Source organism: Wolbachia endosymbiont of Muscidifurax uniraptor, assembly GCF_054149795.1.
Window position 1 is genome coordinate 943,951 of sequence record NZ_CP083727.1, and the last position, 26,569, is coordinate 970,519.

The following is a 26,569-nucleotide window of genomic DNA, read 5'->3' on the forward strand; positions in this document are numbered from 1 at the left end:
TCTATTTAATTCCAATAATATATAAAGCACCGATTATTAAAGTAACAAACATAATAAATGCATAATCAAATATATAACCAGTTTGTAACTTTATAGAACTTTTTGAACATTCATTAACCAACCTTACAACACCATTTGGTCCAAATGAATCAATAGCCTTAACATCAAACTTCCATAGAAGCCTAGATATAAACCTTATCGGTGCAATTATAACAAACTCATACACCTCATCAAAGTACCATTTATTCTGCAAAAACTTAAGTAAAAATTTACTCTTAATTTGCCTAATTACTTGATATTGGTAAATTAGGTACGCAAGTGCTATTCCACTTAGGCTTGTTAAGGTTGGCAGTAGTTTTATAAAGAAATTATGAACTCCATGCTCATCAATCATCACTAAACTTGATTTCCAAAACGCATTACTAGTTATGTTCAAAATATTTGCTCCCCATATTCCAGAAAATACTGATCCAAAAGCGAGTATCAGTAATGGTATAAGCATAATCTTTGGTGCCTCATGTATATTAATTTTACTTTGTTTTTGGCTGTGGAACACAAGAAGCAATAACCTCCAAGAGTAAAACGCTGTGAAGAATGCAACAACTAAGCTTATTACAAAAGCAAAGCTATCCGTGCTATAAGCATGTTCAATTATCAAATCCTTTGAATAAAAACCTGCAAATGGGAATATCCCAGAAAGCGCAAGAGATCCAATCCACATGAGAGCGTAAGTGCAAGGGATTTTCTTCCAGCAATTTCCCATTTTCTGAATGTTTTGCTCATGATGCATTGCATGAATCACATTGCCAGCACCAAGAAATAGTAGAGCTTTAAAAAAAGCGTGTGTCATTAAATGAAAAATAGCAACATTGTAAGCAGAAAGCCCACATGCCATGAACATATAACCAAGTTGACTGCAGGTTGAATAAGCAATTATTTTCTTTATATCGTTCTGAGTAATTGCAACGGTGGCTGCAAAAAAAGCAGTGAGTGCTCCAACGATAACTATTAATTCTCGTGCCACATTTGATAACTCAAACAATGGAGAACACTTTGCTACTAAAAATATACCTGCTGTTACCATCGTTGCTGCGTGAATAAGTGCAGAAACAGGAGTTGGCCCTTCCATTGCATCTGGCAACCAAACATGTAAACCAAGCTGTGCAGATTTACCCATACAGCCAATAAAAAGTAATATGCATATTATATGAGTTACTTTGAATTCACAGCAGAATGCCCTAATGTTCTGCGTGCCAAGAAGATCAGTTGTGTCAAAAACTTCAGTAAAATTCAAAGAGTGAAATGTATAATAAATAAGAAAGATTCCAATCAATAGTGCAAAGTCTCCTACCCTATTCACAACAAATGCTTTAATTGCTGCATTATTTGCAGAATATTTTTGGAACCAAAATCCTATGAGTAAATAAGAACATAGGCCAACCCCTTCCCAGCCAAAAAAAAGCTGCACGAAATTATCGCTTACAACCAGCACAATCATGCAAAACGTAAATAGCGATAGGTAAGAAAAAAACCTCGACTTCCCCTTATCATGCTCCATATAACCGATAGAGTAGAGATGTACTACCAGTGAAACGGTGGTAATAACAATAAGCATTAAGGATGAGAGAGCATCCACACTAATTGCCCAATTTACTTTTAAGATGCTCAATGAAAACAAAGGAAATAAACTCAAGTGATAATTTTCAGAGAAGGTGAGAAAAACATACCAAGATAAAACTGCAGATATTCCAATCCCTGCCGTTGTAACTAACTGACTTTTTCTAAAAAGTGCTGCAAATAGCGAACCAAAAAGTGGCAAAAATACTATTAATTTCAGTATATCCATCATACTTTCATTCTTTCATTAAATTTGCTTGTTCAACATCTATATTGCCACGGCTTCTATAATATACAACCAATATTGCAAGCCCAACTCCTGACTCTGCTGCCGCAACAGTCAACACAAACATCACAAAAATTTGCCCAACTATATCATTCATAAAGGCAGAAAAAGCAACTAAGTTGATATTAATTGCCAGCAATAATATTTCTATTGATAACAATATATTGATTATGCTCTTACGGTTGATGAAAATACCGCACACTCCAATAGTGAACAAAACAGCAGCAACTATCAAAAAGTGATTTAATCCTATTTCCATTCTACTCCTTTTCCAAATTTAGCCTTAATCAATTTTACAGATGAAGATTGTGTCAATTGCTTTAATACATTCTGTTTTTTAACTCCTTTTTTCTTGTCCTGCAAAGTAAGAGCAATTGCACCGACAATTGCAACAAGGAGCAGAATACCAGAAAGATGAAAAGCGTACATGTAGTCGGTATACAGCAAATTACCAATAGCTTTCACATTATTGGTATTATAGTTTATAACATTGCTTATATTCGGTGCTGAGCTGCGGATTACAAAGCTGATGACTAGAAAAAACACAACACACAACATAGCACCAAGAGTGCAATGCTTTGCAAAACCCTGGCGCAACCTTATGTAGTCAATATCGAGCATCATAACTACAAAGAGGAACAACACCGCAACCGCACCGATGTATACTATCATCACCATCATAGCAATGAACTCAGCTCCAAGGAGAATGAAAAGAACTGCAGAGTTAACGAAGGTGAAAATTAAAAATAATACTGCATGCACAGGATTTCTTACACTAATTACGCATACAGCAGATAAAATGCTGAGAATTGCAAAAAAATAAAAGAAAAAAGGCATCGATACTTTAACTGCAACAATAGTTACTAATTTAAAGTGACTATCGTGGTAAAGTCAATATTATATTAAACGTTTGAAAACATTGTACTACAAAGCTCCAGCTCCATTTTAAATTATTATAAAGCTGAAGAAATAGAAATGAAGGCGTACATATAAGCCATTCCAAACTCCACTTATCCACCCAACAAGCAGAAGTTCTGGTGCCAATACCTCAAATCAAGTTGTTGTTACTCGACATACACCTGAAACTACTAAAACAAAATAGATGTAAAACCTACGTTTAAATATGTAGTACTTGAGTGAAGCATTCTTTAACTGTTCTATTCAATAAAACCTTTACAATATTTCAATCATAGGTTTAACTTTACGAAGTTATAATCTATAGGGCTACGATGAACGATTATCTCTCACTGCTAAATCCAGAACAACAATCAGCTGTAACTAACATAGATGGACCAGTTTTGATACTGGCAGGAGCCGGGACGGGAAAAACAAGAACGATTACTTCAAGAATAGCACACATAATTAGAAACGGTCACGCTTATTCTGATGAGATATTAGCAGTTACATTTACAAATAAAGCAGCAAATGAGATGGTATCAAGGGTACTTGAGCTAACGGGCACAAACATACCATGGCTTGGCACTTTCCATGCAATTGCAGCAAAAATTTTGCGCATGCACGCAGAAATTGTGGGCTTAAACCCCAATTTTACAATCATTGGTGTGGATGACCAATTACAGGTAATAAAAAATATTATCAATGAAATAAATCCTGATTACCTATCAGAAAAATGTAAGACCATTATGAATATTATTCAGCAATGGAAAGAGAAGTGCTTATTGCCATCTGAAGTGGAAGATATTCAATCATTTAGGCCAGTATATGTAACTGCACTCAAGGTCTATCACCAGTATCAGGAAAGGTTGAAATTCCTTAATTCTGTCGATTTTGGTGACTTATTGCTATATAACATACAGCTCTTTAATCAAAAGACCGAAGTTCTGTCCTACTACCAAAACAAGTTTAAATATGTCATGGTAGATGAATATCAAGATACAAATGCGATACAATATCTTTGGCTAAAATACCTTGCAAAAGAGCACTCAAATATTTGCTGTGTAGGAGATGATGACCAGTCGATATATAGTTGGCGTGGTGCAGAAGTTGAAAATATTTTGAAGTTTTTTGATGATTTTAAAAATGCAAAAACCGTTAAACTAGAGTGTAACTACAGGTCAACATCCCACATACTTGCAACTGCGTCATATGTTATCAATCACAATAAGACTCGCTTAGAAAAAAAATTGTGGACAACAAACATTGAAGGGGAAAAGGTAAATCTAATAAAATTATGGGATGGGAAAGCTGAAGCAAGGTTCATAAGCGAACAGATATTGAAACTCAATAAATACAGATTTAGTGACATTGCAGTGCTGGTAAGGGCCACTTTTCAAACTAGAGTTCTCGAAGAGTATTTTATAAAATATTCAATTCCCTACAAGATTATAAGTGGCGTAAAATTCTACGAACGTCAGGAAGTCAGGGATATAATTGCATATTTAAGACTTGTTACAAACAATAACGATGACTTAGCTTTCGAAAGGATAGTAAATCGGCCAAAAAGAAGCATAGGAGCTACAACTCTAAAGAAAATATACACGACTGCTCAGGATAACAAAATTTCTTTTTTTGAGGCAGCAAAAATATTAGTTAATAGTAATCAGGTAACCGAAAGAATTAAACTCTCACTCAACGATTTTTTAAATAAAATTAAAGCTTGGGAAGAAATAGTAAGCGTAAAACCACTGCATGAATTCGTTAAAATCGTAGCAAACCAATCAGGATATATTGAAATGCTTGAAAATGAGGAGGTAACAGGCTTAGCACGAATAGAAAATGTTAAAGAGCTCATCTCATCTTTAAAAAATTTCGATAATGCCACAACTTTCTTGGAGCATATAAGTCTGGTGATGGAAGTGGATAATATGAATAACGATGACACCGTATATGTTATGACTCTTCATGCAGCCAAAGGACTTGAATTCCCGTGCGTGTTTCTACCTGGTTGGGAAGAGGGATTATTTCCTCATCAAAGATCTTTTGATGACAAAAGTGGTAAAGCTTTAGAAGAAGAAAGAAGACTTGCATATGTTGGCATAACCAGGGCAAAGGAAAGGTTAATCATTTCATGTGCAGATAGGAGGGAAATTAACAACCAGTGGCAACCGATGCGCACTTCTCGGTTCATTAAAGAATTGCCAAGAGAAAATGTTGAGGTAATTAAAAGCAACATTGCCTACTGTTGAAGCTATAATTGCAGATAAACATATCTTACAAATCTGAATTACTTCAACTATATGTTTCTCCTGGCAAAAATTCTGTAACCGTTCACACTTAATTCTTCAATCTCATACCAATTTCTATTACATAACAAACAAATAGACAATAGAAGTGAGAAGGTTATACTAAGGCAGTATAATGATGGAGTTTTGGAATGGCATTGGTATCAGGTTGCAATTTTAGCTTACATTGTGCCAATCTTTCTTCAATTGCTGCTCGCATAAATTCTGCCTGTCTTTTAGTTCTGCAGTGCACTATCGCATCATCCACATATCTTTCAAATGGTACTGTTGGGTGATTTTGTTTCATCCATATATCAAATGCATGGTGCATAAATATGTTTGAAATGATTGGGCTTATTGAACCTCCTTGCGGAACTCCTTTTTTCCCTAACTACCTTACTGCCATCTGCTTGCTGAATAGGGGATTTCATCCACCTTTCAACATACAGTATGACCCATTTGCAGTCTGTGTGCTTCTTGATAGCCTGCAGTGCTAAATTGTGGTCCAGATTGTCGAAAAATCCTGTAACATCAACAGCTTTCTTGGTAATCGTATCCTGTCTCCAATAAACAGCGGTTTTGCTATGTATCCTTGATCAGCAAAAAACTTACGTAAAGTTGGAGCCTTGTATTTAGCTTGAGTGAAAAGATTTAGAGCACCATCACGATCTTGAACACTTGCACTATGAACATCAGCCGCAATAATTAAGCCCACTGTATCTACAACAATATGACGTTTTCTACCCTTTATTTTTTTTTCAGCATCATATCCTCTGGATCCCCTTTTTGAGTGGTTTTTACTGATTGACTGTCAATTATTCCTACTGAAGGTGTTTCATTTTTACCAAACATTTTTCTTACCTCTTTTACTAGCATATTATGTATTTTTTCCAATTTGCCATTACTACGTCACCTGAGAAAATAGTCATACACCGTCTTCCATGGAGGAAAATCTTTCGGCAGCATTCTCCATTGACAACCACCTCTCATTATATACCTTATTGCATTAATAATTGTTCTGATATTGTGCTTTCTTGGCCTCCCTATCTTTCCTTGTGCAACATGTGGCTCCAAAATTTCCCATTCCTTATCACTTATATCACTTGGATACAATTTTCCCTCCTATTTTTTACTTACACTATCATATTTTTTTCCTCATTCCTTTTCAAGACATACTCTTAGACAACTGGACGTCAAGCCTATCCTAGTGCTGCATATCAAGCTCATACTCAGTATGTAAATCTTTGACTAAAGCTACAGCGCATTCTTTTTGAACAATTATACTGATTTTGATTTCAGATGTTGTGATAGCAAGTATTTCTATCTTTTTTTCGCTTAAAACCTTGAGTGTGCGGTGCATCACTTCAGTGTTAGACATAACACCAATACCAATTATTGAAATTTTAGCTACATTATCGTTTATAGCATAATTTTCATTCTTATTCAGTAACTTTTCCATTAAATCAATATCAAATTTGGAGATAACAAAACTTGACCCATGTATCATATCAATTTTAACGTTTGCTCCTGCTATATCTCTTAAAGTACGCAAGTTATTTGCAAGGTTAGTGAAAGTTACAAGAGCTTCATTAGTGCTATAAGTTATTCCAGTCATTAAGTATCTCTCTAGTACATCCCTTTTGTGTAGCACTGTGGTGCCTTCTACTTCCTTAAAAGTGGATAGCACTTGCACTTTAATGTTATGTTTCATTGCAAGTTGTACTGAACGATTATGCAGTATTTTAGCACCAGATGACGACATTTCCAACATTTCATCGTAAGAGATAAATTTGAGCTTGCGTGCCTTTGGAACAATTCTCGGGTCTGCTGTATATATTCCATCAATATCAGTAAAAATTTCGCAAGTTCTAACACCAAAGGCTACCGCGAAGGCAACTGCTGATATATCAGAGCCTCCTCTTCCAAAAGTAGTGATTCTATCATCATTTATACCCTGAAAACCAGCAATGATCGCAGCAGTATAACCCTCAGCAAAAGATCTTTTCACACGTTCAATCTTTATTGTTTTTATTTTAGACTCAGAATAAAAATCATCAGTTACAATTGGTAACTGCCAGGCAAGCCACGATTTAGCATTAACTCCGATCGATTGGAGAGTGATAGCTAATAGACCGCAAGAGATTTGTTCTCCTGCTGAAAGCATAACGTCATACTCTGATAACTCTTGTCTATAACTTAAATTTGAGATTTGCCTAGCCTGAAAAACCATTTGGTCAGTAAATCCTGCAACAGCAGATACAACAACGATTACATTACAACCTTTCTCAATATCGTTTTTTATCAAATTTGCAACTCGGTTTAAATCAGTTAGCGAAGTCCCACCAAATTTTTTTATGATTATTTTGTCCATAGTTACAATATAACTCTCTTCTGAAGAAAAATATAGTTTTTGTAGAGATAGCAGCTTGCAAGCCATTCAGAAAAGGGAAGACAAAGCTATAGCTAACGCGTCATACCACGATTCATTCCATAGCTGTACGAACATTCATTTTTGAAGGTAAATTGCACAGCAAATGGTGTCATCCCAGTGCCTAGACACTGGGATGGCTTTGTTGCATCGCTCTTCGGATAGTAGGTAACGTACAATAAATTCATGAAGCTATCTCAAACTTAGCCATGCCTATTTCAGTAAATTTGTTAAGCAAATAACATTTGAGTAGCAGTTCCCTCTCACGATTCATTTCAGATTTGTTCCTAAAACTAAATCCAAATGTCTTTTTTAATCGCGAGAAAAAACCTTCTATATAAGATCTTTTTCCATAACTCATCTCTTTTTTCCACTTCTTTATACCATCTTCATCATATGACTTTATGAGCTTGACTGCAGAATTTCTCTCAGCCATATAGTCTAACTTTGGATGCTCTGCTGCGTTGTTTTTCGGAGGAATTTTCGTTTTTATACCATATTGATTACACAGCTTATAGAGCTTTTCTCTGTCATATGCCCTATCTGCATATAGTACTTTTATGACATACTGAAAATCGACTTCTTTTAGCAAATCACAAGCTCCATAGTGATCAGAGTAGACACCGTTACTGTATTTTACAGCTATGGCTTTTTTGCTGTTTGTATTCAACATTACATGCAATTTTCTTGTCTGTTCATAGCTGCGATACTTTCTATCTTCGCTATTTTCTTTGCTATGACCAGGAGTGTTGTTGTATATACTAATTCCTGTACTGTCTATAGCAATTTCGATATCTTCCATATTATTTTCTGCAATCATTGATCTTAATATTGAGTTTCTTAAACCTTCTTGATGATTGTGAATAGCTGATAACTTGCAAATTTTTCCCAATTTGCTCAAGGTATCCTGCTATAAACCCAACTGTTTGCCTCAGGCCTATTCTAAATAAACAAGTTATTATGTGCACCAAAATTACAACTTTATCGCTATAAATATTGTTGCCACCTGGTATTTTTGGACCATTCTCGTACCACTTTTCTATGGCTTCGTTGATATAATGAAAAATATTTCCTCTTTTTTCTAGAAATTTGTTATATTCGCTATGGTTACTGACCCTCATTTTTTGTGGCATATTTTTTCTTCAACAGTTAAATCGCTATTTATAATGAATTTTGTCAGTAGCCACCAGATTTTTCAGTTGCTATGCAACAAAGCCGACTGGGATCCAGATTGGGCACTAAGTTGGTAAACACGAAAGCGATTAATCCTTTACAACGTTTTTGATGGAACTGCGCGAAAGAACTGGATGCCAGTGTCACGCACTGGCATGACACCCATTTCTTCCTATAGTTGTCTTTTCTCGTCTACCTTATTTTGCCACTCTGCTGAACAGATACATAACATTTGCTATACAGAAACTCTGCGATACCAAAATAAATAAAGAGGTACGCCACTTGCAGTGAATAAGCTTGCGATCAGCAAGGTATTCACAGAAGTTTCAAATATTACCCAGCAGCAAAAGGTTGTTGCTATACTGCCAATTAAAAATTTGTAACAACTCTTTTCTTGCACAATAACTTTGAGAAAAGCAAGACTGCATGCAAGGTAAACAAATAAAAATGAAACTACAGAAAAGTCGATAATTGATGTGATCTGCTTAGCAAAATTGTTGCTTGAAGTGAGGATTAGTAAAGTTGCAGTTCCAACTGAGCTAGTTGTTATGCCCCAGAAAGGAGAACCGTGCTTGTTTCTTTGAGCAAAAAACTGTGGCATCAGTTTATCTTTTGCAAGGCCAAGGGCCACTTGTCCACTAGCTAGTACCCAAGCGTTTAGAGTACCAACACAAAAAATGAACGCAGTTATAGAAATAATCAAGTGCCAATTGCCAGAGGCCATAATTTTTATTGCGTCAACATATGGTGCTCTTGAACTTGCTAAATCATTGCCATTTATTAATCCCATAATTGCAAGATTGTTGATAAAATACACAACAGCAACAGAGATTGTTCCAAGTACCACAGCTCTTGGTATTGTTCTAGCTGGATTATCAACTGACCCTGCAGGTGCTGTTGCCAATTCAACTCCAATAAAACCCCATAGAGTAATAAGTGTAGAACGGGCAAGAATCTGCGATGTTGTAAGATTTGATATTTCTTCACTTATGATGAAGTTATTTCTATCAAAAAAAAACAATGCTGCTATAGGTATTACAAGCAATACAGAAATTTTTATCACCGTCAATAAAAACTCAACACGTCCAGCAGTAGCTACTCCTCTAAAATTTATTAGTGTAATAATTGTAAGTAATAACATCTCTAAAAACAGATGTACGTTTTGAATATCTTCATGGAAAAATGGTGTAAGATAACCAACACCCACAACTATTACGGCTGTTGTGCTAACCCATGAGATCACCCAATACGTCCAACCAACAAAAAAAGCTGCAGCAGGGCCAAAAGCATGCTTTACATAGACGTGAGGGCCACCCGTTTCCGGAAATTTTGCGCAGAGTGAGGCAAAAACTAAAGCAAGAGATATAGCACCAAGCCCTGATATTATCCAGCTTATAAGGCTATACGTGCCATATGGAGCAAGGCTAATTGGAAGCATAAAAATTCCAGAGCCAATTTGGCTGCTAATCACTAAGGCAAAAATAGCCCAAAAACCTATTTTATTTGACACAATAATTCTTATCTAAATAGATTAACAATATACCCTAAACTCAGAAATTTCAATTGATCTTTTAACATAAAAACTTGCATTTTTTTCAATTTATTCCTAAAACAGATTATATTAACAGATTATTAAGAGGGGGTTATGAATCCGAGATTAAAAGCATTTTTGATTGTTTGTAGTATTATTGCATTTTTGATTGCACTTTTGTTTCTCATGTATTATTTAAATCTTCTTGTTAACTATATCCTTGACCCGATTCTAGTTCGTCCCTTTGAAAGATTATACAAAAACTTAATTGTTGATGGTCTTTATGCCTATTTATCTACAAGCACTTCTAGCCCTGCACTAGCATTTTTGGCTACAGGTTTTATTGTTATTGCTGCGTTTATTTGCCTGAATAAAATGCTTCTTCCCTTGCAAGAGAAGATCATAAACAACTATACCTCCTTTAAAAACAACAATATTGATAGCAATAGCATGTTGTTTGAGGTTTATAAAGATCCAACAATAAAATTAAAGGACAAAATCTTATTCTTCAGTATACGCTTGATATATTACCTACAGCTTCCATTTTTGTATATTGCATCAAAGGTATCAGCTCTACGTGGGTTTCTTATATTTAATTTTTGTTTATTATTGTTAAATTATGCACTGCTAATTCCAGTAGCACTTCTTGAGTTAATAAAATATCCATCAGTAAAACTCTTTTCACCTTTGGGTTTGAATGTAAAGCAGCTAAGCTTTTTGTTTAATGTAAGTGATGTGGGTACTAGTAGTCAGAGCGTTCATACTAGAAGTTTTCAGCAAAGCGTTATTGAATGTGCCAAAAAATTAAAGGAAGAACATGGTACGCCGTTAAATGAGTTGGATGAAGAGTTTAAAAGTTATATAAGCGGTTTAACAAGTCAGCAAAAACGAATGATAGAACCTTATCTAAGATTGGATGGTTATGAAACTGGGGAGTGGGTAAATTGGGTAGATTCACAAACCGGATTGACATTGACACAGGCTATAAATTTAGTTTTAATTGCGGCAAGAGAGCAAAACGCAGACGTAGAACTATTGAAATCTATATTACTGGTTCGCTTTGAAGAAAGTAACCGCCAATGTGGTCCTGGAATGCTTCTCCGTATTATTTATGCATTAAGTGGCCTTGAAGCAGAAAACAACTTTGCAGCTCAACTGGAGCCTCAGCTAATGGGGAAGTTGGCTGGTAATGCTACTAAAAGATTTCTTGAGAAATATGTGGATAAGCACTACCATAAAATAAAAGTTTTGAAAGAAAATTTTGATAATTTGTATTCACCAAGTTCTGGGGTGGATTTGAGCAACGTGAGTGATGAAGTAAAGGACGGCATTTCTTATACAAGAGATGCTATAAAAGAATTCGTGTTTAAGGAATTATATGTAAAGTTTTATAACGACTATGGGGAGCATATTCAGAGAGGGCAGATAAAACAAAGGTTAAGGGAGTTAATAACGGATGAAGTCGTAGACGCGGCAATATATTCTAAAATAGATGAAATAGAAATCCCTGCAGAACCACCTACTTATCTTGAAAGAGTAAAAGCATTTTTTGGAGGTCATGCAAGGTCTTCTGCTGCTTAGTGGTTTAGTTCGTGCTATATAGCTAAACTAACTTAGATTTACTGACAATTTTAAAACAACAAATTCGTCATTCCGCTACTAGTTAGCGGAATCTATACCGCGAATGAATCCATAGCTGTACGAACATTGTGATTTGAGAGCAATTTCCACAGCAAATGGTGTCATCCCAGTGCCTAGACACTGGAATCCAGCCTTTATTATGCAGCCACTTGGTTGAAATTAAGTCTTCTGGATCCCAGTGGGCTTTGTTGCATCGCTAGCTATGATGGATTAAAGATAAAAAAGGTGGAGAATATCAGTAGCTTATTATTCTGGTATTTATAACAAGAACGGTCAATGAATACCTAAATTTGAGTAAAAGAAATTTCACTACCACTCACTAATCCGGCTAAAATTCAAGAATTTCAATGCTTTAGCTATTTTCAATAGAATTAAATTTATTAATATAAATAACAAGTTACTATTCTTAAATTTGATCAGATCGATTGCAAAAAAAACAAGATTTTCAATAAGTTGCTTATAATCCTAATTATAGTTAGCCTTTCATAAGTAGCGATGCAACAAAGCCAATCCCACCTCAAACCAGGTTATATTTGCACTCCGAGAATCGGAATTAGTAAAGGCCAAGAGAAATTTTGGCGGTTTAAGATTTTCTAAACTTAAGACCTTGCGTAGACTATTTGCCAATCGGATAATCACCAGTGAAACAAGCATCACAATATTGTGGTGTAGCATTGTTACGCACCTCTCCTTTAACAGCCTGATATAGTCCATCAATACTCAAGAAGGCTAGGCTATCTACTCCTATAATTTCCTTAATTTCCTCTACAGATTTATTTGCAGCAATTAAATCTTTGCACTCTGGCGTATCTATTCCATAAAAACAAGAATGCTTAATTGGTGGGCTTGAAATTTTGAGGTGAATCTCTTTTACTCCTGCATCCTTTAGCATAACTATTATATTTGTTAACGTACTACCACGCACTATACTATCATCTATTAAAATTATGTTTTTACCTTTCAAAGTGTGCTTATTAGCATTGAATTTTAATTTTATTCTAACTTTACGTACTTCAGCGGTTGGTTGTATAAAAGTTCTTCCTATGTAATGATTACGAATTATTCCCAGTTCCATAGGTAACCCTGAATGCTTTGCATATCCAATAGCTGCAGGTATTCCAGAATCAGGTATTGGTACAATCATATCCACATTGTTTTTTGGTGGACTTTCCTTCGCAAGTATTCTTCCTATTTCTTTTCTTGTATCGTATATAGACCTATTCTCCATTATGCTGTCTGGTCTCGAAAAGTAAACGTATTCAAAAATACAAAAACTTGATTTTTGCTGTGGGAAAGGAAACATTGAGGCTAGCTTACTATCCAAACTGATGGTAACTAATTCGCCTGGTTCTATTTCTCTAACAAACTCTGCATTTACTATATCAAGAGCACAAGTTTCAGATGCAAGAACGTAAGAACCGTTTAACTTTCCTAAAACAAGAGGCCTGATTCCAGATGGATCACGTACTCCAATAACTACTTCTTGATTGATTGCCACAAAAGAATAAGCACCTTGTATTTGCTTTAATGCATATATAAAACTCTCTAAGAAGCTATCTTTTTCACCGCTTGCTGTCAGATGTACTACTACTTCTGTGTCAATATCTGACTGAAAAACACACTCTTGTTTAATTAATTGTTCGCGTATCGGAGAAATATTAATTAAATTACCATTATGTGCTATGGCAAAATCCCCAAATTTGCCACTTTTGCCAAACATGGGCTGCACTCCAAATTTACTACCACTTGTTGAGTATCGAACATGACCTATTGCACAATCTCCAGGTAAGGATTTCTTTATTTCATCTATATCATCAAATACGCTGCTCACTTGACCTTGAAAGTGATAAGAGTGCAGCTTATCGTTGTTACTGGTTGCTACGCCAAAAGACTCTTGACCTCTATGCTGCAAAGCGTGGAGAGCAAGTATAGAGTTAAAAGCAGCACTTTGGTTGCAACTTATACCAAATACCCCACACTCCTCACGCATTTCATCTAGCATAAAAACTATTAAGTAAAATTTAATTTTACTTTAGCATAGGTAAAATACAAGCATTTTGTTGTTCATCTGCTTTTATTGCCAGCAATAATCCTATGCATATTAAGCTTGCGGCAGTTGTACTTCCTCCATAGGACAGAAATGGCAATGGGTCGCCTATCACAGGTAAGAGGCCCATTGTCATTCCGATGTTTATAAAGAAATGAGCACTAAAAAAGGAGAAAATGCCGATAGATACCGACTTAGAAAAATAATTTTTCGACCTATAAGCGATAGAGAAAATTATTCCAAGTAATGAGGTATAAAGCAAAATTAAAGCCATGCTACCTAAAAAGCCCCACTCCTCACTCAGCACTGCAAAAGCAAAATCCGTACGTTTCTCCGGCAAAAATCCAAGTTGAGTTTGACTTCCATTAACAAAGCCCTTACCAAGTAAACCTCCTGAACCAATAGCTATCTGAGATTGCTGCGCATTATAACCTATTCCAAGTGGATCCACTGATGAATCCAAAAATGACAATATCCTTTGCTTGTGATAAGGACGTAAAAAAGGCCAAATAGCTGGTACTGCAAAAATGCCAAGCGTTCCACATATTATCGAATGAGATCTTTTTATTATTGCTGTGAATATAATTGACATCCCTATAAATAACATTATCATAGCTGTGCCTAAATTAGGTTGTTTTAACACCAAGAACACGGGTAAGAAAATAATTATAAGTGCCTTAAGCAATCTTTTAAATTCCATCACTTTATATACACTCTGCTTATCAAAATAGCGAGCAAGCGCAAGTATTAAGCCTACTTTTGCAAATTCTGATGGTTGCAAACTAATTGATCCAATTCTTATCCACCTTGTTGCACCCATTATGTGTGAGCCAAAAAAATTTACTGCTAATAGTGAAATCGCTGCTGCTATATAAAAAAAGTAGGCGTACTTCAAATAAAAATCTAGCTCTATGAATGACATAGCTATAGCGAGTAGGAAAAAGAAGGAAAATATGACCAGTTGGTGAATCGCAAATGGCACCCACTTTCCTCCAGCAGAAGAGTATTGAACAACAATGCCAACGCAAAACAGCGCTATCACATTAATGACTAATAACCAATGAATCTTCTTCAGCCTACCCACAATAAAGACCTTATAACCTTAAAGTATAGTAAAATATGAAACAAAGATAAAAATCAAAAAACCAACTTCTCAACTACTAACCGAATTGGAGTGCTATATATTCCAGTTACTACTGTTAAAGCTGCCATAAACAATAGACAGAAAAGCATAGGAAATGGCACATCATTAATTTTGCCTAGTGTCATTCTAGTGCGTGACGTTGCATCATTTTCAAAATACATTTTCTCTACCATCTTCCACATGTATATTAGTGCAAGAAAAGAACCGGCAGCAAAAGCTATCAGGGAAATCCACGCGCGAGATTCGATAATTGCTTTCATTATATACCACTTGCTTACAAAGCCATTTGTTAAAGGCACACCGATTAATGCTAAACTGAGTAGAGTGAACGCAAGTGCTGTATAAGGCATTGATTTCTTGAGTCCCGATAAATTCTCTATTTTTGTTGTATCAAATTTGTAAGAAATACATCCTGCAGCCATAAATAAAGATGTTTTTATTATGCTGTGGTTTACTATGTGAAGAATTGCTGCAAATACACCTGTTTTTGAGTTAAAACTCAGTGCTAAAATTATATAACCAATTTGGCTAATACTAGAGTGAGCAAGCAGTCTTTTTATGTTTTTTGCGGTTATTGCAAATATCGACCCAAATACAATAGCGCAAAGTGCGAGGATAATTATCACATTGTCCAGTAGCGGCTTAAACAAGAAAAAATTTTGATGAAAAACAGTATAAAAGATTCTGATGAAAACATATATCATCACTTTTGTCACTGTGCCTGAAAAGAATATGCTAATGAAACTTGGCGCCTCACTATATGCATTAACCAGCCACCTGCTTAATGGAAACAGTGCCATTTTGATTGAGAGACCAACAAAAATGAACAACGTGCCAAGTTTTATGATGTTGTTATCGTATAATGGAACTATTCTTTCAGCCATGTCAAACATATTGAGCGTTCCAGTCATTGAATACAAGAGCCCGATGCCAAATAAATAAAATGTTGCACCTATTGTTCCACTAATTAGATATTCAAATGCTGCAACCAAGGCTTTTTTATCCCTTCCCATTGAAACTAATGCATAAGAAGAAAGAGATGAAATTTCCAAGAAAACGTAAAGGTTAAATATGTCGTTTGTTACTAGAATCCCGAGCAGTCCGCTTAAGCACAGTAGAAATAGAGAGTAAAAACCAGTGATTTTGTTTTTGCTAATCTCTTTTTCGTTAATATAAAAGCTATAAAGCACACTAATCAGCGCTATAAAATTCACTAGGGTTAGAATTAAGGAATTTAACACGTCGATTCTTAACTCTATTCCATACGGAGGAGCCCAATTTCCAAGGTGATAAGTTATAATTTCACCTTTATATGTTTTAATGAGTAGTATTGATGAAATGATAAGAGTGATTGTTGTTGCAATAAAAGAAATAAACCAAGATACCTTGTGTTTCTTGGCAAGAAAGCAAAACATTGATGCAATTATTGGGATAATAACTTGTAAGATTGGTAATTGCATTAAATTGTTGTTAATATATCGTTAAAGTATTAGTATATATAATACTTTTTGTTTTAATACCCTTATGTTATCTAAAATTTGTAATGCAATAAAACGCCTATTACGAAGAGAAGATAAATTTGTAGGAAGAGATGAAAATGGAAATTCTTACTATGAATCAAGTAAAGGAAAAAGGTGGGTTATGTATAGCAGTGTTTCTGAGCCTACAACAGTGCCTCCGGAATGGCATATATGGCTTCACTATACTGATAATGTAGTACCAGTTAATAATAAAAAAAGAAAAGTAAAACATACTCCTAATTTAACGGGTACAAAAAATGCATACTATCCAAACCAAAAAGTGAAAAATTACTATAAAAGCTGGAGTCCTGATAACTAAAGATGCGAAGGTCAAATATACTTGAAATAACCGCTGGATTATTTGTATTAATTTTTACTATTTTTCTGATTTTCTTTGCTATTGATAAGCTATCTTACATAAAGAAAAACTATAAGGATTGCTATAAAATATATGGTCTTTTTGCTAACGCTAACGGTATAGGAGTTGGTGATAGTGTCAAGATCTCTGGTGTAGATGTTGGAAGCATAACTGGTGTATCACTTGACAAAGCTACCTACGTAGCACGAATCGATATGTGTATAAGCAAAGACATAAAATTGCCAATTGATAGTTCAGCTCTGATCACTAGCAGTGGAGTTGTTGGCAGTAAATTTGTTAATATATCACCTGGATCAGATATTAAACTAATCTTGCATGGTGGTAAAATAGAGTATACTCAAGCTGAAGCAAATATGGGTGGAATAATGGACAGAATTCTTGGTATGTTTATAAAGTGAAAATGGCAGGATTCCAAGTATATCCGTTCAGGTAAAGCCTCCTGTAGTTCTAAAGTATTTAAGGAGTTTGCCTTATTTCTTGCCTTTTCTACCGCTTGCTTTGGGGTTTATAGTATAGAAAGTGCCTTAACAGTTGCAGTGCATGTCTATTAATGATAAAATGAAGATTAATTCATTTTGATATTATGATTGGTTTACTGTTTGCCGTACTATTGTTCCTCTGTGGTAGTGATGCACTTGCAAAACAGGAGCCACGTTCAATAGCTGGAGATAATCACATAAAGGTAATAAATTATAACCCACAGGCTATACATAAGTATACGGGTTTTTATGGTTATCAGTCCAGTATATTGTTTGAACCAGGGGAGGTAATACAAAACCTTTCAATGGGTGATTCAACTGGTTGGCAACTCCTTCCTCAAGGTAACAGATTGTTTATTAAGCCTATAGATGATATTGCCGATACCAACGCAACTATAATTACCAATAAAAGAGTTTATTACTTTGAACTTCATGCTGAAGAAGCAACTGGACTAGATGATCCAAGATTAGCATATGAAGTAAGGTTTCTTTATCCACTATTTAGCAGTGATGAGATTTACACAACAAATAACGGTGATATCCTCGAACAAGCTAGTCATACCATTATTCCTGATATAAACGATATTGAAGTTGTAAAGAAGGGTTTAAATTTTAATTATTCCATCTCGCACGTTAAAGGCAGTCAGTCAATAATACCAATCAAGGTTTTTGATGATGGAAAATTTACATATCTACAATTCAATAAAATAAACTCTGATTTCCCGGCAGTTTTTATGGTTGATTCTGCAGGATATGAGTCTTTAGTAAATTTCCGTACAGTTGACACCTATCTGATAATCGAAAGGGTAAGTTCAGTATTTACCTTAAGGAATGGATCGAGTACAGTTTGCCTATTTAATGAAAACATGCCTTTCAAAAAAGGTAAGTGATTACTATCTAAAGGCTATAATGCCCGAGATATGGGTGCAAAGTTTTTTCTATGATGTTCTGTAATTCCATAAAGGCCAATAGCGTTAAGGTGCTCTTTTGTCCCATATCCTTTATTTTTATACCAATTATATTCAGGATGCTTATTGTGCAATTCTTGCATAAGCCGATCTCTCGTAACTTTTGCAACGATTGAAGCTGCTGCAATTGATGTACTCAAATTATCACCATTTACTATGGATTTCACTTGCCATTTCACTTCAGGTGGTTGATTACCATCAACTAGCACATAATCTAACTCTAGGTCCAAGTCTATCAACGCACGTTTCATTGAAAGTTTTGTTGCTTGCAAGATATTGTATGAATTTATTTCTTCTACGCTTGCCATTCCTATACCAAATTTTGCAACGGATATTATTTTTTCATATAGGACTTGCCTACATTGAGGAGTCAACTTTTTCGAGTCGTTGATTCCATCAATAATTGTATTTCTATCAATAAACACTACGGCTGCGGATATTACTGGACCAGCTAGCGGACCTCTTCCAACTTCATCCACTCCTGCTATCACTCCTGATAATTTATTTTCTAATGTAAAGTCTGGGTATTTCATAGGTTTTTATAATAAGAAAGTTATAGTAAAAACTGAACAGATAATAGAAATTATCCAAAATTTCATAACGATTGCATTTTCTGACCATCCCTTCTTCTCAAAGTGATGATGTATTGGTGCCATAAGAAAAACTCTTTTTCCTTCTCCATATTTAAACTTTGTATATTTAAAATATGATATCTGAATAATAACAGATAGAGTCTCTATTACAAAGATTATTCCAATAATGGCAAAAAGCATTTCTCTTTTAATTAGGACACTAGTTAACCCTAAAGCCGCACCTACCGACAAGCTACCAACATCACCCATAAATATTTTTGCTGGATGTGTGTTAAACCACAAGAAACTTAGAATAGCTCCTATAAATGCAATGCAGAATAAAGTAATATTCATATCTGCCTGAGTTATATATGCAATTAGCCCCAAAAAAGCAAAGGAAGTGATAACTTGAGTTGCAGCAAGGCCATCCAAACCATCTGTGAGATTCACAGCATTAGAAGAGCCGACAATTACAAACGCAGCAAACGGAACATATAGATAGCCAAAATCTATTATTACTCCTTTAAATAGGGACGTTTTTGTAAAACCTTCAGCAGAGTATAGCTTAAGTATAAACACACCAACCAGAGCAACAATAAACTGAATAAGTATTTTGGTTTTTGCACTTAAACCTCGATAGTGATTTGTCTTCAATTTTAAATAATCATCAATAAATCCAAGTAGAGCAAAAAATAGAGTTATCAATATCAGCAGCAAAATTTCTGGTGTTAACTGAGCCCAGAGTAAAATTGGTAATAAAGAAGAAATCAGTATTATTATTCCGCCCATAGGTGGTACATTCTTTTTTGTTATTAAATGACTTTCTGGTCCACATGATCTAATTGGTTGCCCATCTTTGCTTATTTTTTTTAGAAGCTTTATAAAATAGGGAAAAAGAATGAACCCAAAAACAAATGGGGTAAAAAATACTTTTGTAGCTAAGATCATCTGCTTACTTAAACTGACTAAGTGTCATACCACCTATAGCTAATAAAGTCAACTTCTGTCATCCTATAGCCTGACCCACAACTGTACGAACATTGTGATTTGGGCCCATCAGTAGGGTGTCATCCCAGTCTGGAATCCACAACTGTACGAACGTTGTAGTTTGGACCACCAGTGGGGTGTCATCCCAGTGCCCAGACACTGTTTCTATGCAACTTAATTAAAAACGTTTGTTTTAGTGTAAGACAATTACCTTTAGCTTATCAGCTCAGTTATAAGCAAAATTTCTGGATTACAGACTGGAATGACACCATTTGCTGTGCAATTTACCTTCAAAAATGAATGTTCGTACAGTTGTGAACCTGTGGCAGGTATTACATAAGAGCATTTCCCTCTTCTAAATTAAAACGCACTTTTGCCTCCTTTGCAGTCTATACTTTAGATGTATTTAATTTACAAATACTAATTATTTATTAATAATGGTGATATGTAAATATAGTTATAAAATAATTGTTACACTTGAATTCCTTCCTGGTTTCTGTTGTTATCAGAACATTTAAAACACTTTAAGAAAGCTGCTTAGTTAAATTAACTTAGACAAGTAAATAGCAGTTTTGCAGCCTGTTTTTATGAATGATGATAAAATGTTGTAGCCAAATGCGCTTTCAGCATTGTGCTGAATTGCAATATCTTTGTGCTCTAACTCCTCGTCGCGAAATTTACTTATAGTTTCTCTTAATTCCCCATCTTCTAAATGTGAAACTTGCTCTTTGTAGTGCTCCCCGATAACTTCTTCAACTGCAGCAGTGCAAGCCATAGCAGCTTTTTTGCCCATAATGGCAGTTGCAACGCCAAGCGACACTCCTAAAACACGCCAAACAGGCAACAAAACAGTAGGACGAACTTTTTGCTCTTTGATTTTCTCATTAAAATAGTGAAAATGCTTTTTTTCCTGCTCTTCCATTTCAATTATTTCATTGATTATAGAAGATTTCTTAAGAATAAATTTTTGACCAGAATAAATGCAAATAGCTCCATATTCTCCAGCGTGATCTACTCTAATTGCCTGTTGCAAGAACTGATTGTTGCTGTACCTTAAATTATTTAGATTTCTTTCTTTCTCCACAATACACCTTACCTGATACGAACAGAGCTACTATGAGATAAATTAGATTCCATGTTGCTAAGGAAACACCTAGAACGTAATGAGGTCTGTCACAAGATGGAGAGTAATTAGGATTTAGTAGATTATTTCTGAGCTCTTCTATACTAACGTTACCACTTGCTTGCTCTGTACAACCTAAAACATCATGAAATAAGTGGAGTTCAAGACCTACATGATAAAAAGATATTACTGCACCTATGAGGTAGCTGCAAAACATTGCATAGATTAGAATTTTGTTGTCTTTAAGCATGCACGCTACTGCAAGTAATCCGGCGATATAGTAAACTATTCGCTCGTATGTACATAACTTGCATGGCAGCATGTTGAAAAAATATTCTAGCACATATGCAAAAATTAGAGCAGCGGCACTCGACAGCAGAAAGATTGCAGGAATTCTGGAATTATTACACATAACTTTAAGTAAATTACCCCTGAAAGTATAAAGCAGAGTATTCATTTTACATAGGGATTTTTATTTTTTTTCAAAAGCAATCTAACTGGCACACCGTCTGCAAAGAAATTTTTTCTGAGATCGTTAATTAAATAGCGTTTGTAACTTTCATCAACACTTTCAGGTATGTTACATATCAAAGAAAAAGCTGGAGGTTTAGTGCCAATTTGAGCGATATACTTCATTTTAACTGCTTTGCCTTTTACAAGAGGGTGAGAATGTTTTCCTACAGCATCTATGAGCCACTTATTCAGTTTTGCAGTGCTGATCTTCTTGTTCAAGGATTCACTCACTTCAAGACACTTATCTATCACATCACCGCAGCGCATGCCTTTTAACGCAGAAATTGTTATAGTTGGCACTTCCAAGAATAACCTGGTTACTTCCTGTTGTTTGACAAATTTTATTAACCTGCTTCTGTCATCCTTACCTATTAAATCCCACTTATTTAAAACAACAATAATCCCTTTCCCTCCCTTAATTGCAGCTTCACCAATTGATAAATCCTGCTGCTCAATACCAACTAGGGAGTCTAGCATTAAAACTACCACATGAGAGCGCTTGATTGATTCCATGCTTTTCTCAACAAATCTTGATTCTAAGCCATCTACAACATTCGCCTTTCTGCGGATTCCGGCAGTGTCAATTAGAGTAATTAACTCTCCATCATGATCATATGTAATATCCACAGAATCACGTGTGGTACCTGGCTCTGAACTTGTTATTAGTCTGTTTTCTGCAAGTAAACCATTTAAAAAAGTTGATTTTCCAACATTCGGACGGCCGATGATCGCGATCCTCAGCCTACTCAGTTCATTGTTAGGTAACTCAGTGTTCTCGTTAAAATTTTCAATAACACCAGCTAATGCATCATAAAGATCAACCATGCCAAGATTATGCTCGGCAGAGATATACACCGGGCCAAGAAAATCAAAAAACTGCAAATAATCAACATTTTCGGATTTATGACTCTCGCATTTATTTGCTACTAGTATTACAGGTTTATTTATTTTTCTCTTCAGCCACTTTGCAAACTCTTCATTTCGCTCATTTTGCACTTTTGCATCAACAAGAAAGAAAATTATGTTTGAATTGGATAAAGAAAATTCGATTTGTTCAATAACTTGTAGTGAAAAATTAGTTTGGTCGTTCCATCCTCCTGTATCTATAACTTTAAACTCCAAATCGCTAATTCTCCCCATTCCCTCTCGCCTATCCCTTGTCACTCCTGGAATGTTACTCACTACTGCTGCTTTTCTTCCTACTAATCTGTTGAATAGGGTCGATTTTCCAGCATTTGGTAGGCCTACTATGGCGATTTTTAGCATAATTCAAGGGCATGTTCTATATGAAGTAAATTATAACCGAAACTTTTCAATTTAACTATTGACTTCGTAGATTATATAAGCATACTGCAGTTAGAATTTTTTATTTCGTTATGTAAAATATGGGGTAGTTATGCTAGTGTCAGAGCAAATAGAGAGTGTAGATAGAGAAGAATTAAAGCAACAAAATCATATACATAAAGATACAGAGTGTTCGGAAGAGACGACAATATATGGGCATATTAATCAACATATGGAAAAAAACATCTCAAATACATTGCATGAAATATATGATGCTCTTATGTCATATAACGAATCGGAACAGTCAATGACGTCAACTTAAGAACTTTCATTAGCAAACTCTCCTAAAGACATGATGGCGTTTAGGCTTATCTACTTTATTGCGGCTGTCCCGGTCGGATTTTAACTTTAGCGCGTATACTTAAAAAGGGCTTGAAAGTTTTTTGGTGCAATAAGTACCTGATAGAGTTTCTGTCTCATTACACTAAATAAAACTGAAAAATTTAAACGATACTCAGTAATTTGATCTGGGTTCCAAGGCCCTTGTGCATCACATATATGAAGCGATAATATATTGCACATGACCAAGTTTGCCCAAAATTCTTGTAATACAGCCTCTCCAGAAAAATTCTCTAACTCTGCTCCTACTTTGAGTCGTTTCCTCTATGTGCCACCTTAGCACATAAGCTTTGCTCCAAAGTCTCGGTCAAAAACTCTGTTTCTCAGTTGGCTAATGTCAGCACTATAACTCTTACTTTCTGTCCTTTCATTTTATTTTTTAGCTTTTCATTTTCTAATATAAAATCAAAATCTAATTCGCCAGCGTTCCCATAGCTTACTATAATTTCTTTTTTGCAAGCGAAAAATAAAATCTACTTCCAAATCATAATGCTGCTGAATGAATTTTACTGAAGACGATCATAGATAAATAATAATTTCTCTTGATTTAATAAACGCATTTGAGTGATAACTTCGGGTAATTGCTCTGCCGCCAACGTTTGTTCACCTATATTCCAAGCTGCAAGACGAGCACTACAAATCAGCGAAGTACACAAATCAACAAACAAATTGCCAATGGTGCCTGTTGTTCCATTTGGTTCAAACTCGGATACAATTTCCCCAGAGCTGGGTAATCTCATACCAGAACCATCTGCTGCAATAAGTCTATAGCCTCTCCAACTCAGGTTCATCCTGATAGGCTGTTTGGATGCTTAAATTCTTGAAAGCCTGTATGGCAAATCTTATACCTTGCTTTAGAAAAAGCTTGCTTTGATGGTACATGTCAATGGCTACATAAGTTCACATTCTATTCCCAAACTTTTTTTAACTAATACCAATTCTCATTGTTGTCCACTCAACCACTATCGGCTGAGAGCCGAAAGGTTGGATATAGCGCTGGAAGCGCGATGAGAAGCTAAAGCTACTCCAATCTTATACTAGATATAGAATGAGGCTGATGTGCATCTGTATGTTTATTGATGTACTCATTAATGACTTCATCTGTGATATGTCCGCTGGTAGCACTAAAGTATCCTCTTCCCCAAAAACGCTTTCCCCAGTACATTTTATTTAGCTCTGGAAATTCTTGTTGAACTTTGCGTGAAGACCTGCCTTTGGCTCTTTGAACAAAATCACTCACAGCTATATGAGGAGGTATTACTACGAATAAATGTAAATGATCTGATGATATTACTCCGTTTTCTATCTTAATCCCCATTTCTTCAGATACTTCTGCTATGATTGTTCGTATTCTCTCCTTCATAGCCTTAGTTAATACTCTGTACCGATATTTTGTAATCCAGACTATATGGTACCTATGATAAAATACAGTGTGTTTTCCTTTGTCATATTCCGTCATAACTATACTTTATAAAGTACAGTTATGACATTGACAAACTAAAGTTTCTCCACCTAGAAGGTGGAGGCTTGTACCATCTTATGGAAAGTCAAATAGGAAACATTGCAGAGTTGTTTAGTTGTGGAGCTGGCAAGAGAAGTAATAAATTTGCACAAAGCACCCTCAAGTAGAGCAATTGTATCGTATATTTTATTGCGCAAAATGTTCTGTTTTATATATAACCAAAGCCTCTCAACAGGATTTAGCTCAGGTGAGTATGGAGGTAGGTATATAATGTCGATATTTTTAGGTACCTTTAAATTTTTTGACCTATGCCAACTAGCACAGTCCATAACGAGAAAAGCCTCTCGTGTTTCTAGATATTGCGAAATTTGCTCAAGAAATATGTTCATGCAATCAGTGTTGACATTTGGTGCAAATAAGCTAGAACTCTCTCCATTTCTAGGATTAACTGCACTATAGAGATAGAAATTTTGCCTACCTAATTTTGTTTTAACCTGTGTTCTAATCCCCTTTTTAAACCACCCATGTCCAACTTTTGAATGTGTGCCAAACCGTGATTCATCAAAGAAAAATAGCTCTTTTTCTGGATACTTGCTAATAGCTCAATTGAGATTTTTTTTTGAATTCCTCTTGTTTGCTTTTATCTTGTCCATTATGAACTGGTCTTGGTGTAATATATGAGAATTTCATCTTTTGCATATGGCGGTGTACTGTAGATTTGCTGATATTTAATCCGAACTTTTCCTGGATTCTTATTCTCATTTCTTTAATGGTGATATTAGGATTTTCTTCTATCCACTCTTCAATTTGCTGTAGTTGAGCCTGATTTAATTTAGTTTTTCTACGACGTTGTGAAGGAGCAAACAGTTTTTCTTCTCTGCCAATTTTCAAGAGTTTTACCCACGAAGTTAGTGCGCTTCTTGAAATGCAATATATTTTTGCTACAGCCGTTATACTGTACTTTTTTGCTGCAATTACAGCATTTAGTTTTTTTGAAACATATGCATTATTCCTTACTTTCTTCAGCATTTCTTTTGCTGATTCTACTACTTTTTCATCCAATAATTTTGATCTTAATGCCATTTAAACCTCGCTATTTTACTTACTTCAGTATGGCTTTTCTTCCATCATTGTCCATCTGTTTGCCCTGTAATGGGAATTGGTATCACTACTTTGAAAATGTTGCGATGTGTCAACACTTTTCATATTAGAAAGAGGTGGACTAACTGCACTGCTTTTCGTTTGTGCAAAACTTTTAGCAGCTTCAACAACCTTGCTTATACGAGGTTCTTTTTCTAGCTCTTTTAGGTACTTTGAGAAGATTTCACAACTTTTGTCATCCATATGTACCATTATTTTACCAAAACTTTCAGCTTTTTCAGAAGATAAAATCATTTCGATCTTTTCATCGCCTACCCTAAAGGTCATTTTTACTTTGCCTTGCATATCATGATATTGCCAGCTTTTTATTCAGATTAGATTATCTCCTTCTCCTATTCGCAATGCACCATATTCTAAGTCCTTAAATTCCGGGGAGTTCATAAATTTTGCAGGAGTGATCACACTTTTTCCTGGACACTGTACATAATAAAATTTATTATCTCTTTCTACTACAATTCCTTTTTTTTTGTCATTTTCAATACTATCACTTACAATTTGTTTTAGACGTGACAAATATTCGCCGCGTTCTTTCAGTATATCTTCTGGCAATAATCTCCGAACTTCTTGGCTCACATCAGTGCCTGTTGAAACTAGATTAAACATTTCTAACATAAGAGGCCGTAGTTTTTCTTTTCCAGTCTCAGTAACATTTTTATCTTGCTCCATGAGGTGG

At 35.2% G+C, this 26,569-nt stretch carries 28 protein-coding genes and 3 pseudogenes; 7 read left to right on the forward strand and 24 right to left on the reverse strand.

Annotated features, from left to right (window positions below; genetic code table 11):
- Position 1: 1 nt before the first annotated feature.
- Genes nuoL through LA754_RS04820 form a run of 3 tightly spaced genes read right to left on the reverse strand, consistent with a single transcriptional unit; the run spans position 2 to position 2,740 of the window.
- A complete protein-coding gene (gene nuoL, locus LA754_RS04810; protein WP_049973600.1) occupies positions 2–1,849 on the reverse strand; it encodes an NADH-quinone oxidoreductase subunit L in 1,848 nt (615 codons plus the stop codon).
- 4 nt (positions 1,850–1,853) lie between these two features.
- Positions 1,854–2,162, reverse strand: coding sequence for an NADH-quinone oxidoreductase subunit NuoK (nuoK, locus tag LA754_RS04815; RefSeq protein WP_006012916.1), 309 nt, complete (start codon positions 2,160–2,162; stop codon positions 1,854–1,856).
- Positions 2,153–2,740 (reverse strand): NADH-quinone oxidoreductase subunit J, encoded by a 588-nt coding sequence (locus LA754_RS04820; protein ID WP_006279581.1) that lies wholly within the window; start codon positions 2,738–2,740, stop codon positions 2,153–2,155. Before LA754_RS04820 ends, nuoK begins: the two co-directional genes overlap by 10 nt.
- Positions 2,741–3,132: 392 nt before the next feature.
- Between LA754_RS04820 and LA754_RS04825 the strand changes: the two genes are divergently transcribed.
- On the forward strand, positions 3,133–5,049 hold the full coding sequence (locus LA754_RS04825; RefSeq protein ID WP_077188370.1) for an ATP-dependent helicase: 1,917 nt from the start codon (positions 3,133–3,135) through the stop codon (positions 5,047–5,049).
- 154 nt (positions 5,050–5,203) lie between these two features.
- On the opposite strand, the gene LA754_RS04830 is transcribed toward LA754_RS04825, so the two are convergent.
- The 8 genes and pseudogenes from LA754_RS04830 to LA754_RS04865 form a co-directional block, all read right to left on the reverse strand.
- Positions 5,204–5,416 (reverse strand): hypothetical protein, encoded by a 213-nt coding sequence (locus tag LA754_RS04830; RefSeq protein WP_065094389.1) that lies wholly within the window; start codon positions 5,414–5,416, stop codon positions 5,204–5,206.
- A gap of 162 nt (positions 5,417–5,578) precedes the next feature.
- Positions 5,579–5,890, reverse strand: a complete 312-nt coding sequence (locus tag LA754_RS04835) for a transposase (RefSeq protein WP_081420825.1) — start codon at positions 5,888–5,890, stop codon at positions 5,579–5,581.
- Positions 5,833–5,961, reverse strand: coding sequence for a hypothetical protein (locus LA754_RS04840; RefSeq protein ID WP_255317429.1), 129 nt, complete (start codon positions 5,959–5,961; stop codon positions 5,833–5,835). Before LA754_RS04840 ends, LA754_RS04835 begins: the two co-directional genes overlap by 58 nt.
- 33 nt (positions 5,962–5,994) lie before the next feature.
- Entirely contained in the window at positions 5,995–6,198 is a 204-nt protein-coding gene (locus LA754_RS04845) for an IS5 family transposase (RefSeq protein ID WP_007549940.1), read from the reverse strand.
- Between the two features lie 91 nt (positions 6,199–6,289).
- Positions 6,290–7,456: an aspartate kinase gene (locus LA754_RS04850; protein WP_077188380.1), complete on the reverse strand. Its 1,167-nt coding sequence runs from the start codon at positions 7,454–7,456 to the stop codon at positions 6,290–6,292.
- A 92-nt stretch (positions 7,457–7,548) separates the two neighbouring features.
- Positions 7,549–7,701 (reverse strand): hypothetical protein, encoded by a 153-nt coding sequence (locus tag LA754_RS04855; protein ID WP_353285640.1) that lies wholly within the window; start codon positions 7,699–7,701, stop codon positions 7,549–7,551.
- Positions 7,698–8,646, reverse strand: a pseudogene (locus tag LA754_RS04860) (IS5 family transposase). Before LA754_RS04860 ends, LA754_RS04855 begins: the two are co-directional and overlap by 4 nt.
- Positions 8,647–8,921: 275 nt before the next feature.
- The gene (locus LA754_RS04865) at positions 8,922–10,196 is read right to left on the reverse strand and encodes an APC family permease (protein ID WP_077188369.1); all 1,275 of its coding nucleotides are present in this window, start codon (positions 10,194–10,196) and stop codon (positions 8,922–8,924) included.
- 135 nt (positions 10,197–10,331) lie between these two features.
- On the opposite strand from LA754_RS04865, the gene LA754_RS04870 reads away from it, so the two are divergent.
- Entirely contained in the window at positions 10,332–11,798 is a 1,467-nt protein-coding gene (locus LA754_RS04870; protein ID WP_077188368.1) for a hypothetical protein, read from the forward strand.
- A gap of 573 nt (positions 11,799–12,371) precedes the next feature.
- Positions 12,372–12,493, forward strand: a pseudogene (locus tag LA754_RS04875) (DNA-3-methyladenine glycosylase); the annotation flags it as partial.
- On the opposite strand, the gene purF reads toward LA754_RS04875, so the two are convergent.
- Genes purF through LA754_RS04890 form a run of 3 tightly spaced genes read right to left on the reverse strand, consistent with a single transcriptional unit; the run spans position 12,475 to position 16,509 of the window.
- Positions 12,475–13,860, reverse strand: coding sequence for an amidophosphoribosyltransferase (gene purF, locus LA754_RS04880; protein ID WP_077188367.1), 1,386 nt, complete (start codon positions 13,858–13,860; stop codon positions 12,475–12,477). The pseudogene LA754_RS04875 and the gene purF sit on opposite strands and share 19 nt — an antisense overlap.
- A 25-nt stretch (positions 13,861–13,885) precedes the next feature.
- Positions 13,886–14,989, reverse strand: a complete 1,104-nt coding sequence (rodA, locus tag LA754_RS04885; RefSeq protein ID WP_077188366.1) for a rod shape-determining protein RodA — start codon at positions 14,987–14,989, stop codon at positions 13,886–13,888.
- A 53-nt stretch (positions 14,990–15,042) separates the two neighbouring features.
- Positions 15,043–16,509 (reverse strand): proton-conducting transporter transmembrane domain-containing protein, encoded by a 1,467-nt coding sequence (locus tag LA754_RS04890; RefSeq protein ID WP_457923618.1) that lies wholly within the window; start codon positions 16,507–16,509, stop codon positions 15,043–15,045.
- A gap of 64 nt (positions 16,510–16,573) precedes the next feature.
- On the opposite strand from LA754_RS04890, the gene LA754_RS04895 reads away from it, so the two are divergent.
- The 3 genes from LA754_RS04895 to virB9 all read left to right on the forward strand — a co-directional run bounded on the left by LA754_RS04895 (position 16,574) and on the right by virB9 (position 18,317).
- A complete protein-coding gene (locus tag LA754_RS04895; RefSeq protein WP_006280055.1) occupies positions 16,574–16,888 on the forward strand; it encodes an NADH-ubiquinone oxidoreductase subunit NDUFA12 family protein in 315 nt (104 codons plus the stop codon).
- Positions 16,889–16,890: 2 nt separating this feature from the next.
- The gene (gene mlaD / locus LA754_RS04900; protein ID WP_006280054.1) at positions 16,891–17,346 is read left to right on the forward strand and encodes an outer membrane lipid asymmetry maintenance protein MlaD; all 456 of its coding nucleotides are present in this window, start codon (positions 16,891–16,893) and stop codon (positions 17,344–17,346) included.
- Positions 17,347–17,531: 185 nt separating this feature from the next.
- The gene (gene virB9 / locus LA754_RS04905; RefSeq protein WP_006280053.1) at positions 17,532–18,317 is read left to right on the forward strand and encodes a P-type conjugative transfer protein VirB9; all 786 of its coding nucleotides are present in this window, start codon (positions 17,532–17,534) and stop codon (positions 18,315–18,317) included.
- A gap of 14 nt (positions 18,318–18,331) precedes the next feature.
- Here virB9 and LA754_RS04910 read toward each other — a convergent pair whose 3' ends face one another.
- The 5 genes from LA754_RS04910 to der form a co-directional block, all read right to left on the reverse strand.
- Positions 18,332–18,928 (reverse strand): ribonuclease HII, encoded by a 597-nt coding sequence (locus tag LA754_RS04910; RefSeq protein WP_015589381.1) that lies wholly within the window; start codon positions 18,926–18,928, stop codon positions 18,332–18,334.
- Between the two features lie 6 nt (positions 18,929–18,934).
- Positions 18,935–19,915, reverse strand: a complete 981-nt coding sequence (mraY, locus tag LA754_RS04915; protein WP_077190591.1) for a phospho-N-acetylmuramoyl-pentapeptide-transferase — start codon at positions 19,913–19,915, stop codon at positions 18,935–18,937.
- 580 nt (positions 19,916–20,495) lie between these two features.
- A complete protein-coding gene (locus tag LA754_RS04920; protein ID WP_006279362.1) occupies positions 20,496–21,038 on the reverse strand; it encodes a demethoxyubiquinone hydroxylase family protein in 543 nt (180 codons plus the stop codon).
- Complete coding sequence (locus tag LA754_RS04925; protein ID WP_077188363.1) at positions 21,013–21,534, reverse strand: disulfide bond formation protein B; 522 nt, start codon at positions 21,532–21,534, stop codon at positions 21,013–21,015. The genes LA754_RS04920 and LA754_RS04925 overlap by 26 nt, the downstream gene beginning before the upstream one ends.
- A complete protein-coding gene (gene der, locus LA754_RS04930; RefSeq protein ID WP_010963041.1) occupies positions 21,531–22,856 on the reverse strand; it encodes a ribosome biogenesis GTPase Der in 1,326 nt (441 codons plus the stop codon). Before der ends, LA754_RS04925 begins: the two co-directional genes overlap by 4 nt.
- Positions 22,857–22,986: 130 nt before the next feature.
- On the opposite strand from der, the gene LA754_RS04935 reads away from it, so the two are divergent.
- Positions 22,987–23,196 (forward strand): hypothetical protein, encoded by a 210-nt coding sequence (locus LA754_RS04935; RefSeq protein WP_015589377.1) that lies wholly within the window; start codon positions 22,987–22,989, stop codon positions 23,194–23,196.
- 9 nt (positions 23,197–23,205) lie between these two features.
- Here LA754_RS04935 and LA754_RS04940 read toward each other — a convergent pair.
- From LA754_RS04940 to LA754_RS04960, 5 genes and pseudogenes are all read right to left on the reverse strand, one after another.
- A pseudogene (locus LA754_RS04940) lies at positions 23,206–24,211 on the reverse strand (transposase); the annotation flags it as partial.
- Positions 24,212–24,294: 83 nt separating this feature from the next.
- Positions 24,295–24,732, reverse strand: coding sequence for an IS200/IS605 family transposase (gene tnpA / locus LA754_RS04945; RefSeq protein WP_006279552.1), 438 nt, complete (start codon positions 24,730–24,732; stop codon positions 24,295–24,297).
- Between the two features lie 53 nt (positions 24,733–24,785).
- Positions 24,786–25,818, reverse strand: a protein-coding gene (locus LA754_RS04950; RefSeq protein WP_457923619.1) for an IS630 family transposase whose coding sequence is annotated in 2 segments (ribosomal slippage) — positions 24,786–25,337 and positions 25,339–25,818 — 1,032 coding nt in all. Because the reading frame shifts where the segments join, the coding sequence is not laid out codon by codon here.
- 24 nt (positions 25,819–25,842) lie between these two features.
- On the reverse strand, positions 25,843–26,181 hold the full coding sequence (locus tag LA754_RS04955; RefSeq protein WP_353285716.1) for a hypothetical protein: 339 nt from the start codon (positions 26,179–26,181) through the stop codon (positions 25,843–25,845).
- 24 nt (positions 26,182–26,205) lie between these two features.
- Positions 26,206–26,562, reverse strand: coding sequence for a hypothetical protein (locus LA754_RS04960; protein WP_457923620.1), 357 nt, complete (start codon positions 26,560–26,562; stop codon positions 26,206–26,208).
- Positions 26,563–26,569: the final 7 nt, after the last annotated feature.

Bases quoted from the DNA above. Each gene is read 5' to 3' on its own strand.
- LA754_RS04840 (WP_255317429.1), bottom strand. From the start codon at position 5,961: ATGCTAGTAAAAGAGGTAAGAAAAATGTTTGGTAAAAATGAAACACCT.
- mraY (WP_077190591.1), bottom strand. From the start codon at position 19,915: ATGATCTTAGCTACAAAAGTATTTTTTACCCCATTTGTTTTTGGGTTC.
- mlaD (WP_006280054.1), top strand. From the start codon at position 16,891: ATGCGAAGGTCAAATATACTTGAAATAACCGCTGGATTATTTGTATTA.
- LA754_RS04935 (WP_015589377.1), top strand. From the start codon at position 22,987: ATGCTAGTGTCAGAGCAAATAGAGAGTGTAGATAGAGAAGAATTAAAG.
- tnpA (WP_006279552.1), bottom strand. From the start codon at position 24,732: ATGACGGAATATGACAAAGGAAAACACACTGTATTTTATCATAGGTAC.
- nuoL (WP_049973600.1), bottom strand. From the start codon at position 1,849: ATGATGGATATACTGAAATTAATAGTATTTTTGCCACTTTTTGGTTCG.
- LA754_RS04925 (WP_077188363.1), bottom strand. From the start codon at position 21,534: ATGAATACTCTGCTTTATACTTTCAGGGGTAATTTACTTAAAGTTATG.
- der (WP_010963041.1), bottom strand. From the start codon at position 22,856: ATGCTAAAAATCGCCATAGTAGGCCTACCAAATGCTGGAAAATCGACC.
- purF (WP_077188367.1), bottom strand. From the start codon at position 13,860: ATGCTAGATGAAATGCGTGAGGAGTGTGGGGTATTTGGTATAAGTTGC.
- LA754_RS04910 (WP_015589381.1), bottom strand. From the start codon at position 18,928: ATGAAATACCCAGACTTTACATTAGAAAATAAATTATCAGGAGTGATA.
- LA754_RS04960 (WP_457923620.1), bottom strand. From the start codon at position 26,562: ATGGAGCAAGATAAAAATGTTACTGAGACTGGAAAAGAAAAACTACGG.
- nuoK (WP_006012916.1), bottom strand. From the start codon at position 2,162: ATGGAAATAGGATTAAATCACTTTTTGATAGTTGCTGCTGTTTTGTTC.
- LA754_RS04830 (WP_065094389.1), bottom strand. From the start codon at position 5,416: ATGCACCATGCATTTGATATATGGATGAAACAAAATCACCCAACAGTA.
- virB9 (WP_006280053.1), top strand. From the start codon at position 17,532: ATGATTGGTTTACTGTTTGCCGTACTATTGTTCCTCTGTGGTAGTGAT.
- LA754_RS04850 (WP_077188380.1), bottom strand. From the start codon at position 7,456: ATGGACAAAATAATCATAAAAAAATTTGGTGGGACTTCGCTAACTGAT.
- LA754_RS04820 (WP_006279581.1), bottom strand. From the start codon at position 2,740: ATGCCTTTTTTCTTTTATTTTTTTGCAATTCTCAGCATTTTATCTGCT.
- LA754_RS04825 (WP_077188370.1), top strand. From the start codon at position 3,133: ATGAACGATTATCTCTCACTGCTAAATCCAGAACAACAATCAGCTGTA.
- LA754_RS04890 (WP_457923618.1), bottom strand. From the start codon at position 16,509: ATGCAATTACCAATCTTACAAGTTATTATCCCAATAATTGCATCAATG.
- LA754_RS04895 (WP_006280055.1), top strand. From the start codon at position 16,574: ATGTTATCTAAAATTTGTAATGCAATAAAACGCCTATTACGAAGAGAA.
- LA754_RS04855 (WP_353285640.1), bottom strand. From the start codon at position 7,701: ATGAATTTATTGTACGTTACCTACTATCCGAAGAGCGATGCAACAAAG.
- LA754_RS04870 (WP_077188368.1), top strand. From the start codon at position 10,332: ATGAATCCGAGATTAAAAGCATTTTTGATTGTTTGTAGTATTATTGCA.
- LA754_RS04955 (WP_353285716.1), bottom strand. From the start codon at position 26,181: ATGCAAGGCAAAGTAAAAATGACCTTTAGGGTAGGCGATGAAAAGATC.